General features: G+C 43.7%; 14 protein-coding genes and 7 tRNA genes. 1 reads left to right on the top strand and 20 read right to left on the bottom strand.

What is annotated here, in order from left to right; genetic code table 11:
* Positions 1–198: 198 nt before the first annotated feature.
* The 10 genes from AB4135_RS00975 to recA form a co-directional block, all read right to left on the bottom strand.
* A tRNA-Ser gene (locus tag AB4135_RS00975) sits at positions 199–290 on the bottom strand.
* Positions 291–298: 8 nt separating this feature from the next.
* Positions 299–375, bottom strand: a tRNA-Arg gene (locus AB4135_RS00970).
* 20 nt (positions 376–395) lie between these two features.
* Positions 396–472, bottom strand: a tRNA-Arg gene (locus AB4135_RS00965).
* A 30-nt stretch (positions 473–502) separates the two neighbouring features.
* Positions 503–579, bottom strand: a tRNA-Arg gene (locus AB4135_RS00960).
* A gap of 38 nt (positions 580–617) precedes the next feature.
* Positions 618–694 (bottom strand) — tRNA-Arg (locus AB4135_RS00955).
* Between the two features lie 32 nt (positions 695–726).
* Positions 727–803, bottom strand: a tRNA-Arg gene (locus tag AB4135_RS00950).
* Between the two features lie 21 nt (positions 804–824).
* Positions 825–916 (bottom strand) — tRNA-Ser (locus AB4135_RS00945).
* Between the two features lie 200 nt (positions 917–1,116).
* Entirely contained in the window at positions 1,117–1,314 is a 198-nt protein-coding gene (gene csrA, locus AB4135_RS00940; protein ID WP_020911533.1) for a carbon storage regulator CsrA, read from the bottom strand.
* A 474-nt stretch (positions 1,315–1,788) separates the two neighbouring features.
* Complete coding sequence (gene alaS, locus AB4135_RS00935) at positions 1,789–4,413, bottom strand: alanine--tRNA ligase (RefSeq protein WP_371989523.1); 2,625 nt, start codon at positions 4,411–4,413, stop codon at positions 1,789–1,791.
* A gap of 327 nt (positions 4,414–4,740) precedes the next feature.
* On the bottom strand, positions 4,741–5,808 hold the full coding sequence (gene recA / locus AB4135_RS00930; RefSeq protein ID WP_371989521.1) for a recombinase RecA: 1,068 nt from the start codon (positions 5,806–5,808) through the stop codon (positions 4,741–4,743).
* Between the two features lie 320 nt (positions 5,809–6,128).
* Between recA and mutS the strand changes: the two genes are divergently transcribed.
* On the top strand, positions 6,129–8,711 hold the full coding sequence (gene mutS, locus AB4135_RS00925) for a DNA mismatch repair protein MutS (RefSeq protein ID WP_371989519.1): 2,583 nt from the start codon (positions 6,129–6,131) through the stop codon (positions 8,709–8,711).
* A 57-nt stretch (positions 8,712–8,768) separates the two neighbouring features.
* Here mutS and rpoS read toward each other — a convergent pair whose 3' ends face one another.
* The 10 genes from rpoS to AB4135_RS00875 form a co-directional block, all read right to left on the bottom strand.
* A complete protein-coding gene (gene rpoS, locus AB4135_RS00920) occupies positions 8,769–9,737 on the bottom strand; it encodes an RNA polymerase sigma factor RpoS (RefSeq protein WP_371989517.1) in 969 nt (322 codons plus the stop codon).
* A gap of 75 nt (positions 9,738–9,812) precedes the next feature.
* Positions 9,813–10,709, bottom strand: a complete 897-nt coding sequence (locus tag AB4135_RS00915; protein ID WP_371989515.1) for a peptidoglycan DD-metalloendopeptidase family protein — start codon at positions 10,707–10,709, stop codon at positions 9,813–9,815.
* A gap of 66 nt (positions 10,710–10,775) precedes the next feature.
* The gene (locus tag AB4135_RS00910; RefSeq protein ID WP_371989513.1) at positions 10,776–11,411 is read right to left on the bottom strand and encodes a protein-L-isoaspartate(D-aspartate) O-methyltransferase; all 636 of its coding nucleotides are present in this window, start codon (positions 11,409–11,411) and stop codon (positions 10,776–10,778) included.
* 76 nt (positions 11,412–11,487) lie between these two features.
* Positions 11,488–12,237, bottom strand: coding sequence for a 5'/3'-nucleotidase SurE (gene surE, locus AB4135_RS00905; protein ID WP_371989511.1), 750 nt, complete (start codon positions 12,235–12,237; stop codon positions 11,488–11,490).
* Positions 12,237–13,301 (bottom strand): tRNA pseudouridine(13) synthase TruD, encoded by a 1,065-nt coding sequence (truD, locus tag AB4135_RS00900; RefSeq protein ID WP_371989509.1) that lies wholly within the window; start codon positions 13,299–13,301, stop codon positions 12,237–12,239. Before truD ends, surE begins: the two co-directional genes overlap by 1 nt.
* Before the next feature lie 16 nt (positions 13,302–13,317).
* Positions 13,318–13,797, bottom strand: coding sequence for a 2-C-methyl-D-erythritol 2,4-cyclodiphosphate synthase (gene ispF, locus AB4135_RS00895; protein WP_371989507.1), 480 nt, complete (start codon positions 13,795–13,797; stop codon positions 13,318–13,320).
* Between the two features lie 54 nt (positions 13,798–13,851).
* Positions 13,852–14,547 carry a 2-C-methyl-D-erythritol 4-phosphate cytidylyltransferase gene (ispD, locus tag AB4135_RS00890; RefSeq protein ID WP_371989505.1) on the bottom strand — a complete coding sequence of 232 codons (696 nt, stop codon included), beginning with the start codon at positions 14,545–14,547 and terminating at the stop codon, positions 13,852–13,854.
* Between the two features lie 29 nt (positions 14,548–14,576).
* The gene (gene ftsB, locus AB4135_RS00885) at positions 14,577–14,873 is read right to left on the bottom strand and encodes a cell division protein FtsB (protein WP_371989503.1); all 297 of its coding nucleotides are present in this window, start codon (positions 14,871–14,873) and stop codon (positions 14,577–14,579) included.
* An 89-nt stretch (positions 14,874–14,962) separates the two neighbouring features.
* Positions 14,963–16,264 carry a phosphopyruvate hydratase gene (gene eno / locus AB4135_RS00880; protein WP_371989501.1) on the bottom strand — a complete coding sequence of 434 codons (1,302 nt, stop codon included), beginning with the start codon at positions 16,262–16,264 and terminating at the stop codon, positions 14,963–14,965.
* A gap of 129 nt (positions 16,265–16,393) precedes the next feature.
* Entirely contained in the window at positions 16,394–18,031 is a 1,638-nt protein-coding gene (locus AB4135_RS00875; protein WP_371989499.1) for a CTP synthase, read from the bottom strand.
* Between the last annotated feature and the right edge of the window lie 57 nt (positions 18,032–18,088).

Here is an 18,088-nt window from a genome sequence, read left to right as displayed (position 1 = left end):
AAATTCACCGTACCACTACAGGCCATAGGGCATGAACACTCTCGTCAAGGCAGATAAATTAGTGTTTGCGGATAACAAGCTGTTGAGGACACATTGAGTGATTATTTTGAGGAAAGTTAGAATGATAAGATTTACAGATGAATATATTACAGGCACAAAAAAACCGCTTCTAAAAGCGGTTTTTTTGTATTTAAAGAATGGCGGAGAAGGAGGGATTCGAACCCTCGATGGGAGTTAAAGCCCATACTCCCTTAGCAGGGGAGCGCCTTCGGCCACTCGGCCACCTCTCCGCAAAACTTGGTGCGCGTGGAAGGAGTCGAACCTCCGACCGCCTGGTTCGTAGCCAGGTACTCTATCCAGCTGAGCTACACGCGCTAAATTCTGTAAGCTTTATATGGTGCGGATGGGAGGATTCGAACCTCCGACCGCCTGGTTCGTAGCCAGGTACTCTATCCAGCTGAGCTACATCCGCATATATAAAGGTATATCTACTAATACTTAATGGTGCGGATGGGAGGATTCGAACCTCCGACCGCCTGGTTCGTAGCCAGGTACTCTATCCAGCTGAGCTACATCCGCGCATATTAAGTTTTAGGTCTAGCTTTTAAATGATTTAATGGTGCGGATGGGAGGATTCGAACCTCCGACCGCCTGGTTCGTAGCCAGGTACTCTATCCAGCTGAGCTACATCCGCTCACTAAAACATTTAAACACAACAGTAGATTATGGTGCGGATGGGAGGATTCGAACCTCCGACCGCCTGGTTCGTAGCCAGGTACTCTATCCAGCTGAGCTACATCCGCATCGTCGTCTACTTTAAGAAATGGCGGAGAAGGAGGGATTCGAACCCTCGATGGGAGTTAAAGCCCATACTCCCTTAGCAGGGGAGCGCCTTCGGCCACTCGGCCACCTCTCCGTTTCTTGGCGCACATATTACTGTTTGCCGAAAATAAGTCAAACCATTTTTAAGAAACTATTTCTGTTTGAACTGTTTTTAAGCATGTTGACTGTATATCGGCCTAACAGCAGCCATAAAGAGGCTTTTCTTATTCCAAAAAATAAAAAAGCCAGTTAAAAAACTAGCTTCTAAAATTCTCAGTAATCATCAAACTACAATCAGAAATTTCCGCCTTCTGGGGCAGAGCCTGATTTTTCAGATTGAATGCGTTGGTAAATCTCTTCACGATGGACAGAGACTTCTTTAGGTGCATTAACACCAATTCGTACTTGGTTACCTTTAACGCCTAATACAGTGACAGTAACTTCATCACCAATCATCAGTGTTTCACCAACACGACGAGTCAATATCAGCATTATTTTGCTCCTTTAGTTCCTAAATCTGCTTTATACGGCATTATTCCGTTATATATATATTATAGAGTTAGCTTAGTACAAATTAACAGTATTCAATTTGAAATAAGCCAATTAATTACATCTTTAAAACGGTTTACACTACTTTGAAGACAAAACCCTATAAGCCATATTAAGAAAAAACTGCACTAAAAGGCCATTATCAAACATCTAGATTAAACCAGTATGAAAAAAGCACCAATAGCTTCCTCACCACCACTTAACCATGTCTATAGCCACACAACTCTTAATTGTCACATTCAACCATACCAAAGTTAACTGTTATATCTACTAGTTTTCTCGTAAACAGTGATATTTATGCAATTAGTTAGCTAAACACGCGCATTATCGTTGTTCCTATTCGACTTTTTAAGCTTCTAACAACAAAAAACGCTCATAAAGAGCGTTTTTGGTGTTTTCATTCAACAATCGGCTGTATTAAGCAAGCTTATCTGTAACCCAAGGGATTACGCTATCCAACGCGCCTTTAAGGTTCTCAGGTTGGCTACCGCCCGCCTGAGCCATATCAGGGCGTCCACCGCCCTTGCCGCCAACTTGAACAGCTATTGAAGCAACAAGTTCGCCCGCTTTAACTTTACCAGTCAGATCTTTAGTTACACCGGCAATTAAGTTGACCTTAGCGTCTCCAGCAATACCTAAGACCACAATTCCTGATTTCAGCTTTTGTTTAAGCTCATCTTGTAAGCCCCGAAGTGAACCGGCATCAACACCTTCAAGTTGCTTAACCAAAACCTTGATGCCATTAACCTCAACTGCTTCACCGGCTAAATCAGCACTCGTCGCTGCTGCTAACTTATCTTTTAGCTGAGCAAGTTCTTTCTCTAGCGCCTTTGACTTATCAAGCTGAGCCTTAAGTTTGGCCACGACCGACGCACTATCACCTTTAAGCAGTGCTGCAGCTTCTTCTAGCGATGCTTGCTGCTTTGCAACATATGCCATTGCGGCTGCGCCAGTGACCGCTTCAATACGGCGTATACCTGCAGCAATACCACCTTCAGAGGTAATCTTAAACAGACCGATATCACCGGTACGACCAACGTGAGTTCCGCCACAAAGCTCAATGGAGAAGTCACCCATTGTCACTACGCGCACTTCTGCGTCATATTTTTCGCCAAACAGCGCCATAGCGCCCTTTTCTTTGGCTTGCTCAATATCCATGACTTCAGCTTTAAGCTCATGGTTACGACGAATTTGCGTATTAACCAACTCTTCAACTTCTTTAATCTCAAATGCTTTTACACCTTCAAAGTGAGAGAAATCAAAACGTAGACGCTCTGGATCAACCAATGAGCCTTTTTGAGTAACATGGGTACCTAATACTTGGCGTAAGGCAGCGTGTAAAAGATGCGTTACTGAGTGGTTTAACTCAGTGCGGTGACGCAGCTTCTTATCAACATTAGTTGCGATGCTCAGCCCAACGTTAATAGAACCTTCTGTAAGCTTGCCGATATGGCCGATTGCCTGACCATATTTTTGTGTATCGGCTACTCGATACTCAACACCATCAGCTAGCAGCACACCTTTATCACCACACTGACCACCTGACTCGCCATAAAATGGTGTGCTATCAAGCACGATTACCGCTTCATCACCAACATGCAAAACATCAACTGACTCACCTTCTTTATAGATAGCAGTTACGGTCGCTTGGTTATTAAGTTCTTGGTAACCAACAAAGCCGCTCTGTTCATCAATTTTGAGGCCTTCATTGTAATCAGTTTCAAACTGACCCGCAGCTTGAGCACGACTTCGTTGCTCAGCCATTGCCGTTTTGAAACCTGCTTCATCAACAGTGATATCGCGCTCACGACAAACATCTGCGGTTAAATCAACTGGGAAGCCATAAGTATCATACAGCTTAAATGCTGTTTCACCGTCGAGTACATCGCCCTTCAAGTTTGATAGTGCATTATCTAAAATACCAAGACCGCGCTCTAGAGTACGAGCAAATTGCTCCTCTTCAGCTTTAAGTGATTTTTCAACAATTGCTTGCGTTGCTACTAACCCTTTAGCTGCATCGCCCATCACTTCAATCAGTGTTGGTACTAACTTGTAGAAAAAGCTACTTGATGCACCCAACTTATTACCATGACGCACTGCACGGCGAATAATACGGCGAAGTACATAACCGCGACCTTCATTTGATGGCATTACCCCATCAGCAATAAGGAAAGCACAAGAGCGAATATGATCAGAGATAACGCGTAGTGATTTATTTTCTAGATCAGTAACCCCAAGAATTTCTGCGGTCTTTTTGATAAGCGCTTGGAAGATATCGATTTCGTAATTTGAGTGCACACCTTGCATAATAGCGGCGATACGCTCAATACCCATACCAGTATCAACCGATGGTTTTGGAAGTGGGTTCATTGCTCCGTCAGATTGACGATTGTACTGCATGAATACGATGTTCCAGATCTCAATAAATCTGTCGCCGTCTTCTTCAGGCGTGCCTGGACGTCCGCCCCAGATATGCTCACCGTGATCGTAAAATATCTCAGTACATGGACCACAAGGGCCAGTGTCACCCATCTGCCAGAAGTTATCTGACGCATAAGCTGCGCCCTTGTTATCACCAATGCGAATAATATTCTCTGGTGCCACGCCGACTTTCTTCGTCCAGATATCGTATGCTTCGTTATCTGTTTCGTAAATGGTTACACATAAACGCTCTTTAGGTAGCTTTAACTCTTGAGTTAAGAAGTTCCACGCAAAGTTAATTGCATCTTCTTTAAAGTAATCGCCAAAGCTAAAATTACCCAGCATTTCAAAAAAGGTATGGTGACGAGCGGTATAACCCACATTGTCTAAATCATTATGTTTACCACCTGCGCGAACGCAGCGTTGCGAAGAGGTCGCACGACTATAACTACGCTTATCTTCACCAAGAAAAACGTCCTTGAACTGGTTCATGCCCGCATTGGTAAATAACAGTGTTGGGTCATTACCCGGCACGAGAGAACTACTATCAACGACCTGGTGGCCATTTGTGCGGAAATATTCCAAAAAAGCACTACGCAGTGCTGCAGTGGTTTGATACATGAAACCGTCCTGAATTAGGTTGTGCAACTAGCTCGAAAAGAGCCTAATGATAAATTTTTATGAAGAGCATTATAAGCAGTGTAATGACTAACAACCAGCCCTGTAGATGCAAAACTAGCTAGACAGCTAAAAATAAAATGGATCTTACACAGTAACCAATAGATATGAGCGTGAAAGCAGTCTGTTATCGGCATATCGACAACAAATTTACCGACACCTTGAAAATGACAACTAAAAAACAACTACGGCGCGCTGATAGCGCGCCGTAGTTGGCATTTATAACCCTAAAGGTTTAGGGTTTAGGCTCTATGGAGTAATGACTGTCGTTTAAAAAACTTCGCCAGTTTCCATATCAACATTATCACCCGCAGTATCAGTAGCACCAGCAGCTACTTTTTCACCTTTGCTAAGCAACATAGAACGAAGTGCTGTCTCAATCTCATCAGAGATTTCTGGATTTTCGATTAGATACTTACCGGCATTAGCACGGCCTTGACCGATCTTACTGCCTTTGTATGCATACCACGCACCCGATTTTTCAATCAGTTTATGCACAACACCAAGGTCAACTAACTCACCAGTGCTGTTAATACCTTGACCGTAAAGGATTTGGAATTCAGCTTGCTTAAATGGCGCTGCGATCTTGTTCTTAACCACTTTTACACGTGTTTCGTTACCAATAACTTCATCACGATCTTTAATAGCACCAGTACGGCGAATATCTAGACGAACTGACGCATAAAACTTAAGTGCATTACCACCCGTTGTCGTCTCTGGGTTACCAAACATCACACCAATTTTCATACGAATTTGGTTAATAAAGATAAGCAGTGTATTCGATTGTTTAAGGTTACCCGCAAGTTTACGCATAGCTTGGCTCATCATACGTGCAGCAAGGCCCATATGAGAGTCACCAATTTCGCCTTCAATTTCAGCTTTAGGTGTTAGTGCTGCAACCGAGTCAACAATAATTACATCTACAGCCCCAGAGCGAGTCAATGCATCACAGATCTCTAACGCTTGCTCACCCGTATCAGGCTGTGAACAAAGTAGGTTATCAATATCAACGCCTAATTTATGAGCGTACACAGGATCCAAAGCGTGCTCCGCATCGATAAATGCACAGGTCTTGCCTTGCTTCTGCGCCGCAGCGATAACTTCAAGCGTTAGCGTTGTCTTACCTGATGATTCAGGACCGTAGATCTCGACGATACGCCCCATTGGTAGGCCGCCAGCGCCCAATGCCACATCCAAAGATAGAGAGCCTGTCGAGATAGTTTCAACATCCATTGAGCGATCTTCACCCAACTTCATAATTGAACCTTTACCAAATTGCTTTTCAATTTGACCTAGAACGGCATTTAACGCTTTCTCTTTATTTGGATCTGTCTTCATTATTATGTCCTTTGGATCTCAGTGCTAACACAGTATCAGCACTGCATTATCATTTAGGTGACGACTCTAATGCCTTCTCTAGAGCCTCAATATGAAACTAGTATACTGTACAATCATACAGTATCAAGTACTGTACAAGATTTTTTTACATATTCAATAAAATCAGTTAGATAGTAAAGCCGTGTTCTACATAGCCGTGAATTAACAGTATTTCATTGCAATAATCCACACTCAAAAGAGAAAAAAATTGTTAAGATTGGCACCCATAATTGTTTCATGGCTCACTATGGCCGCAGTAAAAGTACAGGCAAAGCAAATCGATGACTGCTATTGAACCGCAAAACTTAGAAAAACATACCCCAATGATGCGTCAATATTTGACGCTAAAAGCCCAGCATCCAGACATGTTGCTATTCTATCGTATGGGGGATTTCTACGAGCTTTTCTACGAAGATGCCAAGCTCGCATCGGAGCTACTAGGAATATCTTTAACAGCGAGAGGCAAGAGTGGTGGTGACCCAATCCCTATGGCTGGCCTGCCCTACCATGCTGTGGAAGGTTATTTAGCTAAACTTGTTCAATTACGGGTCTCGGTTGCCATATGTGAACAAGTTGGCGATCCAGCAACCTCAAAAGGCCCCGTAGAGCGTAAAGTTGTTCGCATAGTGACCCCGGGAACACTAACCGATGAGGCATTGCTGCAAGAACGACAAGACAATTTGTTAGCCGCCCTCTATCAAGGTAAAAGCGGTTATGGCTACGCCACCCTAGATATCGCATCAGGTCGCTTTGTGGTTACAGAGCTTGCAAACACCGAAGCGCTAGAAGCGGAACTTCAACGAACCAATCCTGCAGAATTGCTATATAGCGAAGATTTTTCGCAGATGAGCCTCATTGCTGGTATGAACGGCACGCGGCGTCGCCCTGAATGGGAATTCGATTTTGATACTTGCCAACGTTTGCTGTTAAACCAATTTGGTACGAAGGATCTTAATGGGTTCGGTATTGAAGATGCTAGGCTTTCACTACAAGCTGCAGGGTGTTTGATGCAGTATGTAAAAGATACGCAGCGCACCGCACTGCCGCACATTAACTCCATTGTTCGTTTTAACCAAACAGATAGTATAGTGCTCGATGCAGCGACTCGCCGCAATCTTGAACTGACCGTAAACTTACAAGGCGGCCATACCAATACATTAGCATCCGTTTTAGACAGTACCGTCACAGCTATGGGCAGCCGAATGCTACAGCGCTGGTTGCATCAACCTCTTAGGGATCATCAGGTCATTGAAGCAAGACAATCATCAATTGCCGAGCTAATTACAACAGAGAACTACCAACTTCTGGCTGATGATTTAAAAGCCCTAGGAGATGTTGAGCGAATCACCGCACGTATCGCACTACGTAACGCCAGACCGAGAGATTTTGCTCGCTTACGTCAAGCTTTAGCATTATTGCCTCAGCTACAGCAAACATTAAAAACTTCCGCTGTGCCTCACTTGCAATATTTGTCTCAAGTTATTGGGGAATTTCCTGAAGAGTTAGCATTATTATCAAGAGCGGTTGTCGACAATCCACCGATGCTTATTCGTGATGGTGGTGTGATCCGCGACGGTTACGATAAGGAATTAGATGAATGGCGCGTGCTTAGTGCAGGAGCGACGGATTATCTAACTCAACTAGAAACTCGTGAGAAAGAGCAAACTGGCATCTCAACCCTTAAAGTCGGCTATAACCGTGTACACGGTTACTATATTGAAGTCAGCCGTCGCGAATCAGATTTGGTGCCTTTAAGCTACCAGCGTCGTCAAACATTAAAGAATACTGAACGCTATATCATTGCTGAGCTAAAAGAGCATGAAGAAAAGGTACTCTCTAGCCAAGGCAAAGCACTAGCACTCGAAAAACAATTATGGGAACAGTTGTTCGATCTGATCTTACCTAAGCTTCATGAACTACAAGAGTTTGCCAGGGCAGCAGCTGAGTTAGACGTATTATGTAATTTCGCCGAACGCGCAGAAACACTCAATTATGCCTGCCCAGAACTGTCGAATACATCAGGCATACAGGTTGAAGCAGGTCGTCATCCTGTCGTCGAGCAAGTAAGCCAAAGCCCTTTTATTGCCAATCCAGTAACCCTTAACTCACAACGTAAGATGCTGATCGTGACGGGGCCAAATATGGGCGGTAAATCCACCTATATGAGACAAACAGCACTTATCACGCTTATGGCGCATATAGGTTGTTATGTTCCCGCAGAACACGCCATTATCGGCCCTGTCGATAGGATATTCACCCGTATTGGTGCATCTGATGATTTGGCATCGGGCCGCTCAACCTTTATGGTGGAAATGACCGAAACGGCAAATATCCTCCACAATGCAACGCCAAATAGCCTAGTACTCATGGACGAAATTGGTCGAGGTACATCAACCTATGATGGCCTTTCATTAGCTTGGTCGGCTGCAGAGTATTTAGCTAATAATTTAAACGCTATGACACTATTTGCCACCCATTATTTCGAACTTACTCAGCTACCAGAGCTGATGGATAACGTAGAAAACGTGCATTTAGATGCTGTTGAGCACGGTGACAGTATTGTGTTTATGCATGCAGTACAAGAAGGTCCTGCAAGCCGCAGTTACGGGCTACAGGTTGCTGCACTTGCAGGGGTCCCAAACAGCGTTATCAATGCAGCAAAACAAAAGCTGCACCACTTAGAAAGCCGCGATCACGCATTAGAGCAGTCTAAAAATGGCGAAATGGCAGTGCAGCAGTCGATTAGTTTCCCAAGCCAACCGACATCCCCTGTGATAGAAGCGCTTGAGAAGCTAAACCCTGATGAGCTAACACCAAGGCAGGCTCTTGATTATCTATACAACTTGAAGAAATTGGCTAAGTAATTTCAATTAAGAGACACAAAAAAGGCGCCGTTGGCGCCTTTAATTTATTTATCGCAACTACACTCTGAAAATAGCTTCAACTGAGAGGCCTTGGGCTCCAAGTAGATCTTTCAAGCGCTTTAACGCTTCTACTTGGATCTGGCGTACACGCTCACGTGTTAATCCAATCTCTTTACCCACATTTTCAAGGGTTGATGGCTCATAACCTAACAATCCAAATCGGCGCGCTAACACTTCTCTTTGTTTGGTATTAAGTTCATCAAGCCATTTAACCACTGATTTTGACATATCTTCATCCTGAACTTTGTAATCAGGACCAACGTTGTCATCATCGGCTAATACATCGAGCAGTGCTTTATCACTTTCGCCGCCTAATGGGGTATCCACGGAGGTAATGCGTTCATTGAGCTTAAGCATACGACTGACGTCACTACTTGAAAGATCGAGTTTCTCAGCGATCTCTTCCGCTGTTGGCTCATGATCAAGTTTGTGTGCGAGCTCTCGTGCTGTACGCAAGTAAACATTTAGTTCTTTAACCACATGGATAGGTAATCTAATCGTACGAGTCTGATTCATAATTGCTCGTTCAATTGTTTGTCTAATCCACCAAGTTGCATAGGTAGAGAATCTAAAGCCACGTTCAGGATCAAATTTTTCAACTGCGCGGATTAAACCTAAATTTCCCTCTTCGATAAGATCAAGCAGCGCTAAGCCACGATTATTGTATCGACGAGCAATTTTTACCACGAGTCTGAGGTTACTTTCAATCATGCGGTTACGTGATTTTTCACAGCCTTTAAGCGACTTGCGTGAAAAAAACACCTCTTCTTCCGCACTGAGAAGGGGAGAAAATCCGATTTCACCAAGATACAGTTGGGTAGCATCAAGGTTTTTTTGTAAATCGTCTTGAACTTGTTGTTCTAATTCTGCTTCTTTAACTTCCTTTTTACTGAGGTCTAATTTTGATTCCTTTACAGAAACATTCGTATGTTCTTCTGCCATAACGGCATTATTAGTTCTGCCCATAATATATCTCCCGAATTCACTATTTAATTACTGCACTTCACTATCCTCCGATTTGCCAAATTGGCAGCCTATCAATTATTGCTTAGGCAAATATTTAAGTGGGTTTACTGACTTCCCGTGATAACGGATCTCAAAATGTAGCATGACCCGATTCGTGCCTGTATTACCCATTTTAGCAACTGTCTGTCCTGCATTAACAACTTGCTTTTCTTTTACTAAGATCTTATCAGCATGTGCATAAGCACTGAGGTAATCGTCACTATGTTTAATAATAACTAAATTACCATATCCTCGTAGTGCACTTCCTGCATATACCACTCTACCACTAGCAGCAGCTTTAATTGCGTCACCACGATTACCCGCGATCTTTATTCCTTTATTTCCCTGCTCTTTGGCTGAGAAAGTCCCAATCATCTTACCTTTCACAGGCCAGGACCAACGACTTACCTTTTTCGGCAGTGTTGACTCTTGCTTGTGGATAACTCGGTTAACAGCTTGTTGACTGTCTGTAACAGAATACGCAGACTTTGCCACATGATCAAGCTGTTTTTTTGACGCCGTCTCAGTCGTTTTCTGAGGCGACGGTTTAGATGCAACAGATTGTTTACTAACAGTTTTTGATGAGACCAGCACCTGTTTTGGAGCCAGTTTTGACGTTTTTTTGGCAGTATTGCTATTTGTAACATATTTTTTAGAGTTTAGACTCAATACCTGTCCAGGGTAGATGGTATAAGGCTTTGCAAGGTTATTGATCTTTGCTACATGGACAAAATCTTTATTTGCCCCCCAAGAGATAGAGTAAAGTGTATCGCCCTGTTTCACTTTATAGCGGCTAGCGGTAATAGAGCCTTTATCGTGTGAAGGTTTGCTAGGGTAATTGAGTGACTCTACTGGTGCGGGGCGATCAGCCTGAAAACTACATCCGGCTAACAACAGAGTCAAAATGATAGTGAAGTGTGATACGAACTTCATATAAACAGGCCACCTCAAATCGCTAGTCTGCGACGATAACTAAAATAATCCGCAAATTAAAAATGACTAAGCAAGCTCGCCATTAATTAATGGCACAAACCGCACGACTTCTATTGCCTCTGAGACGTATTGACCGCCTTGACGTGTGACTTTAAGTAGTTGCTGCGAAGTCTCCCCGACAGGAATAACCAGTACTCCACCGTCCGATAATTGCTCTACCAATGCAGAAGGTACACTTGCCGCAGCAGCCGTTACCATAATGGCGTCATAGGGTCCTTTACTCGGCCAGCCTTGCCAGCCGTCACCATATTTAAAGGCTATATTGTGCAGATCCAGTTTCTTTAAGCGCTGCCTAGCTTGAATTTGTAAACTTTTAATCCGCTCTACAGTACATAATTGAGGAACCAACTGCGCTAATATCGCCGCTTGGTAACCAGAACCAGTGCCAATCTCTAGTACTTTTTGAGGTTTACACTGCAATATTATTTCGGTCATGCGTGCAACAATGTAAGGTTGCGATATTGTCTGTCCTTGACCAATAGGCAATGCGGTATTTTCATAAGCTTTATGACCTAAAGCCGCATCTAAGAACTGCTCTCTTGGCGTATTAGCTACCGCCTTTAAAACCGGTTCATCGCGAATGCCAGCTTCATACAAACTTCTTGCTAGGTTTAAAGCCGATGTTGACGCGAGCCGATCCATATATAACAGTTCCAATTTAAATGATTAATTAAGTTACAGCCTCCATACCTATAATTGGCGGGGCTAATTGTTGCGATTAAGTAAGCGACTCAAGCCACGTCGTCATCTCAGGTAGCTGCTCAAAAGCCGTTAAGTCCACAGTTAATGGCGTAATAGAAACATAGCCATTCTCTACAGCATAAAAATCCGTGCCGTCGCTGGCATCTTGCTTGTCTCCAGGAGGGCCTAACCAGAAGATCTCTTTACCTGCAGGATCTTGTGTTCTTACCATCCCTTCAGCGCGATGTCTTGCCCCCAATCGAGTGATCTTAATGCCTTTAATATCCTCGATAGGCAGATCAGGTACATTTACATTTAAGATTTTATCTTGTGCGATTGGACTCTTCTTTAGTCCCTGAACGATCTTCAATGCAAAATGTGCAGCTGTATCGTAGTGTTTTAGCTCTGATCCCACTAACGAAATTGCAATTGCTGGAAAGCCCAAAAACCGGCCTTCCATTGCAGCGGCGACAGTACCCGAGTAGAGCGTATCATCTCCCATGTTCGCGCCAGCATTAATACCTGACACCACCATATCGGGTTCATCTTGATATAGCTCTCTTATCGCCAAATGGACACAATCAGTAGGTGTACCACTCACTGATATATAGCCATTGTCTAACTTATTCAGACGCAATGGATTCGTCAAGGTCAAAGAGTTACTGGCACCAGAGCAATTCCTGTCAGGGCCCACCGTTAAGGTTTCCGCGATCAACTTTAACGAGTTGGTTAATGCTGCTATACCTGCTGCATTTACCCCATCGTCGTTACTAATTAAAATTTTCATTAGATTGAAACGTTTTCCTGTTGTGCTGCTAACATCGCTTTTCTTGCGACTTCTTGTACATCTTGATAGTCCACCAGTTCTCGTAATACAGATGTAGCATAAGAGCCTGATGGTAAAGCAAATTTAAGAGTAATGGTATTATCATCAACTTGATACTGCAAATGCTGCGGTTCCAGTAGTAAAGTACGACGTTCTTGATTGAGGCCTGCTTGTTCTAGCCCGTCTCTATCCACTGAATATTCAGCTAGCGCAGCAGCTTCTATTTCTGCCGCTTCTGTTTGCGCCAGCGGCTCGCCACGCCCCCACAAAGGTGCCGAAAGCTGTATATCTTTGTTACTTAAACGCTCTACTAATGTTTCATCCCAATGCTCAGCGGTAAAGTAGCTCTTACTACCTGCAAGCATCACACAATCTCCGGCAAGTGTTGTCGCGCCATGAGCCGCCAATCTTGCTGAACTCGCTAGGTTGAATAAGTTAGAGCGCACGGCAGATAGATACATACTGCGCTTTTTTCTATCTTTTACTTTGCGACCAGTAAACATCTGTCGACCGAAAACAATATTTTTTCCGTCATGGCCAAAACGCTGTTCACCAAAGTAATTAGGCACACCTAATAGTGCTATTTTTTCTAGGCGAGCGACCACATCTTCAACCTCTGATACATTCCTTAGCACCAAGGTGAATCGATTTCCTGCCAGCGCACCGATCCGCAATTTCTTTCCATGGCGAGATGCTGATAATAGCGTCAGTTGATCGCTATTCATTTTTTGCCAATCAGGTGTTTCTTTACCTGGAATTCGCACACCAAACCACTGTTCAGTGACCGCATTCTTGTCTTTCTGACCAGCATAAGTCACCTCTTTGGGGTGAACATGTGCAAAACTAGATAACATTTTAGCGACTTCAACGGTGTTTAAACCGTCTTTTCGAATATGTAGCAGATGATGTTCACCTTCGCCTGTAGGCGCAAATGGCAAAATCTCCTGCACCAAAAAATCGCTGTTCTGGGTTCGCAAATCAGCTTTAGCATTAGGTTTGCCGTATAAGTAGTGAAGTTCGCTCATCTCAATCTTGCTCTCTTTAAATCTTGGTCATCAGCACTACAGCTTCAACTGCAATACCCTCTTTCCTACCGGTAAACCCGAGCTTCTCGGTGGTGGTTGCTTTAACATTGATGTCGTCAATATCTGACTGAAGATCAATAGCTAATACTGCTCTAATCGTTTCAATATGTGGCGCCATTTTCGGCGCCTGAGCAATAATGGTCACATCTAGATTAGACAAATTAAAGCCTCTATCTAATGCCAATTGATAACAGTGCTTCAATAACTCTCGGCTATCAGCCCCTTTAAACTCAGCATCGGTATCTGGAAAATGTTTGCCTATGTCGCCCAACGCCATGGCACCTAAAATGGCATCCGATATCGCATGTAGCACAACATCACCATCGGAATGGGCAATAAGACCCACTTCATAAGGTACTGTTACACCGCCTAAAATCAGTGGTGGTTCGCCGCCAAATTTATGTACATCAAAACCATGACCGATTCTAATTTTCATTTTAATTCCTTGTTACGATAGGGCTTTAGCGTAAGTTAGTCGTATATTGTTAGCCTAGCGGCCTAAATTTTTAAGAAACATTGAAGCCAGCTGCAAATCGTCTGGGTGAGTCACTTTAATATTGTCTGCGCGGCCGCTGACGATACCCGGCATAATCCCCGCCCACTCCATTGCTGAGGCTTCATCGGTTATTTTAGCCCCCGCTTTCAATGCCGACTCAAGATTATGCTTAAGCTGCTTTGCTTTAAAATACTGCGGTGTTAGCGCATGCCATAAATTATCGCGACAAACAGTCGCGCTGATCTCACCATTGTCTCCAGTACGTTTCATGGTGTCGCGTACCGGGGCACCTAGTATTGCCCCCTGGGGAAAGGTAGCTCTTGATGCTATCAATTTATCGATATCTAAGTGACTTAAACAAGGCCGCGCTGCATCATGGACTAACACCCAACTCTCCTCATCAGCCTGTTGCAAAGCAGCGAGAACAGAGTCGGCGCGTTCATTGCCGCCAGTAACAGTTTGCAACTTCTTATGCTGTGCTTGTGGCAACAGTGAAAAATGTTTGTCTGCAGGGTTAAGCGCAACGATAACCTGTATAATTTGGGGGTGACTCAATAAGCAATCTAGCGTGTGACCAAGTATGGTTTGCTCATTAAGTGCTAAATATTGTTTTGGCACTTCGGCGCCCATTCGGCTGCCTATTCCAGCAGCAGGCACAACAGCAATAACTTGGTTGGTTAATTGACTCATTCGAGGGTCTCGTTAGTAGGTAAAATGTATTATTTATTTTGTTTTGATAGCCGATCGCCACCAACGACTCGAAAGAAGGTTTCGCCCTCTTTGACCATACCTAATTCGTTACGAGCTCGCTCTTCAAGCGCTTCTGTTCCACTGCGCAGATCATTAATCTCCTCTCTTAGCACCTGGTTTCTTGCCACAAGTTGGGCATTACTTTCTTGCTGTAGCTTGATCTGTTCTTGCAGATGAATAGAGTCAGCAAGGCTCTTATCTCCTAACCATAGGCGATATTGAAGCATGGCAAGTAACACAATAAGGGCAAAAAGAAGGCGTTTCATTATACTAATGATAAGAATTTGAGGATAGTAAACAGATAGTACAACAAAAAAGGCCACCGAGTGGTGGCCTTTTTACACTTTATAGCAAATTATGCTTGGCCTTTAATCTCGCTTAAGCCGTTATAAGGTGCTTTTTCGCCAAGTTGCTCTTCGATACGAAGTAGCTGGTTGTACTTAGCAACACGGTCACTACGGCTTAAAGAACCCGTTTTTATTTGGCCAGCAGCTGTACCCACAGCTAAATCAGCAATAGTTGAATCTTCAGTTTCACCTGAGCGGTGAGAGATAACAACAGTGAAACCTGCATCTTTAGCCATCTTAATAGCTGCTAAAGTTTCAGTCAATGAACCGATTTGGTTGAACTTGATTAAGATTGAGTTAGCAATACCGTTGTCGATACCACGCTTCAAAATCTTAGTGTTTGTTACGAATAGATCGTCACCAACTAATTGGATTTTATCACCCATTAGTTTAGTTTGATGTGCGAAACCATCCCAATCAGACTCATCAAGACCGTCTTCAATAGAAACAATCGGGTATTCTTTGGTTAGGTCTTGTAGGAAGAAGTTAAACTCTTCTGAAGTGAACTTCTTACCTTCACCTTTAAGGTCATAGATGTTGGCTTCTTTGTCATAAAACTCAGAGGCTGCACAATCCATCGCTAGTGTGATGTCTTTACCTAGCTCGTAACCTGCGTTTGCCACAGCAACTTTAATTGCTGCCAAAGCAGATGCGTTTGATGGTAGGTTTGGCGCGAAACCACCTTCATCACCAACAGCAGTAGAGTGGCCATCGGCCTTAAGTACTTTAGCTAAGCTGTGGAATACTTCAGCACCCATACGTAGGCCTTCGCGGAAGTTAGCAGCACCAACAGGTTGAATCATAAATTCTTGGATATCAACAGAGTTATCTGCATGTTCGCCACCATTAATGATGTTCATCATCGGTAACGGCATAGAGTAAACACCTGAAGTACCGTTTAGATCAGCAATATGAGCGTATAAAGGGACACCTTTAAACGCTGCAGCCGCTTTAGCTGCCGCAAGAGAAACTGCCAGGATAGCGTTTGCGCCAAACTTAGCTTTGTTTTCTGTGCCGTCTAAATCAATCATGATTTGATCTAGTTCTGCTTGCGCAGTTGCATCTTTGCCCATCAACGCGTCTGCAATAGCACCATTGACAGCTTCAACAGCTTTCAATACGCCTTTACCTAAATAACGTGCTTTGTCACCATCACGCAGTTCTAGTGCTTCACGGCTACCTGTAGATGCACCAGATGGTGCTGCAGCCATACCCATGAATCCGCCTTCTAAATGAACTTCAGCTTCAACAGTTGGGTTACCGCGAGAATCCATGATTTCGCGACCGATAATGTTAATAATCTTAGCCATAATGCCCTCGATTTAAGTTTGAAAGATAAATTTAAAGTTAAAAGTAAAACGAATTTCTTTATGCCTAAACTCACATCACCAAAAACAAAAAAACCGCTCCCATCAAATGGAAGCGGCTTGTATTTTGGTTTAGCCTAAATCGCGTTTTTGATACGCGGCGGCTGCTGCAATAAACCCTTCGAATAATGGCTGACCATCACGAGGTGTCGATGTGAATTCAGGGTGGAATTGACCTGCTACAAACCATGGGTGGTTTGGTAGCTCAATCATTTCAACTAACTGACGGTCTGAAGATAGACCACTAAAAATTAAGCCTGCTTTTTCAAGACGATCTTTATAGTTGTTGTTGACTTCGTAACGATGGCGATGGCGCTCAACACAACTAATACCTTTGTAGGCTTCAGCAGCTTTAGTGCCCTCTTCAAGATGACAAAGCTGAGCACCTAGGCGCATTGTTCCACCTAAGTCAGACTCTTCATGACGCTCTTCAACTTGGCCTTCTTCGTTGATCCATTCAGTGATCAAACCAACAACTGGGTGCGGTGACTCTTTATTAAACTCAGTTGAATGTGCACCTTCTAGACCAGCAACATTACGTGCGAATTCAATAAGTGCAACTTGCATCCCTAAACAGATACCAAAGTACGGAAGGTTGTTCTCACGGGCATATTTAGCCGCCATGATCTTCCCTTCAACACCACGCTCACCAAATCCACCAGGAACCAAGATGCCGTCTAGTCCGGCAAGAACTTCTTCACCTTTGGCTTCAACGTTTTGTGAGTCAATATACTTAATGTTTACTGAAACGCGGTTAAACAAACCTGCATGTTTTAATGCTTCATTAACTGACTTATATGCATCTGGCAGTTCAATGTATTTACCAACCATACCAATGGTAATCTCGCCCGTTGGGTTTGCTTCTTGGTAGATAACATTTTCCCACTCGTGCAGATCAGCTTCTTGGCAATCAATACCAAAACGCTTAGTGACAAGTTGGTCAAGACCTTGAGCTTTAAGTAAAGCAGGGATCTTATAGATGCTATCTACATCTTTAAGTGAGATAACTGCGCGTTCTTCTACGTTACAGAATAGCGAGATTTTCGCTTTTTCATTAGCAGGGATCGCTCGGTCACCACGGCAAACCAATACATCAGGAGCAATACCGATTGAACGGAGCTCTTTCACTGAATGCTGAGTCGGCTTAGTTTTAACTTCACCTGCAGCGCCTAGGAATGGCACTAACGTGAGGTGCATAAATAGTGTTCTTTCGCGACCTAGCTCAACGCCAAGTTGACGAATAGACTCAAGGAAAGGTAGTGATTCAATATCACCTACCGTGCCGCCAATCTCAACGATAGCAACATCGTGGCCTTCGCCACCAGCAAGTACCTTTTCTTTAATTGCGTTAGTAATATGTGGGATAACCTGAATGGTTGCGCCCAAATAGTCGCCACGACGCTCTTTACGTAATACTTCTTCGTAAATACGGCCAGTGGTAAAGTTATTACGGCGATTCATCTTGGTACGAATAAAACGCTCGTAGTGACCTAAATCTAGATCAGTTTCAGCGCCGTCTTCTGTCACAAACACTTCACCGTGCTGTGTTGGACTCATGGTACCTGGATCGACGTTAATATATGGATCCAGCTTCATAATGGTTACGTTGAGGCCGCGAGCCTCTAATATTGCAGCCAAAGATGCTGCTGCAATGCCTTTACCTAGTGATGAAACCACGCCACCAGTAACGAAGATATACCTTGTAGTCATGCTGAACCTGAGAAAATGAGTTGGAAATATGTGCTTGTAAGAAAGCACTAGGACGGG

The organism is Shewanella sp. 10N.286.54.B9 (assembly GCF_041468565.1).
Classification (GTDB): Bacteria; Pseudomonadota; Gammaproteobacteria; order Enterobacterales; family Shewanellaceae; genus Shewanella.
The sequence above is the reverse complement of the archived record's forward strand: the minus strand, read 5'-3'. Positions and strand labels throughout refer to the sequence as shown.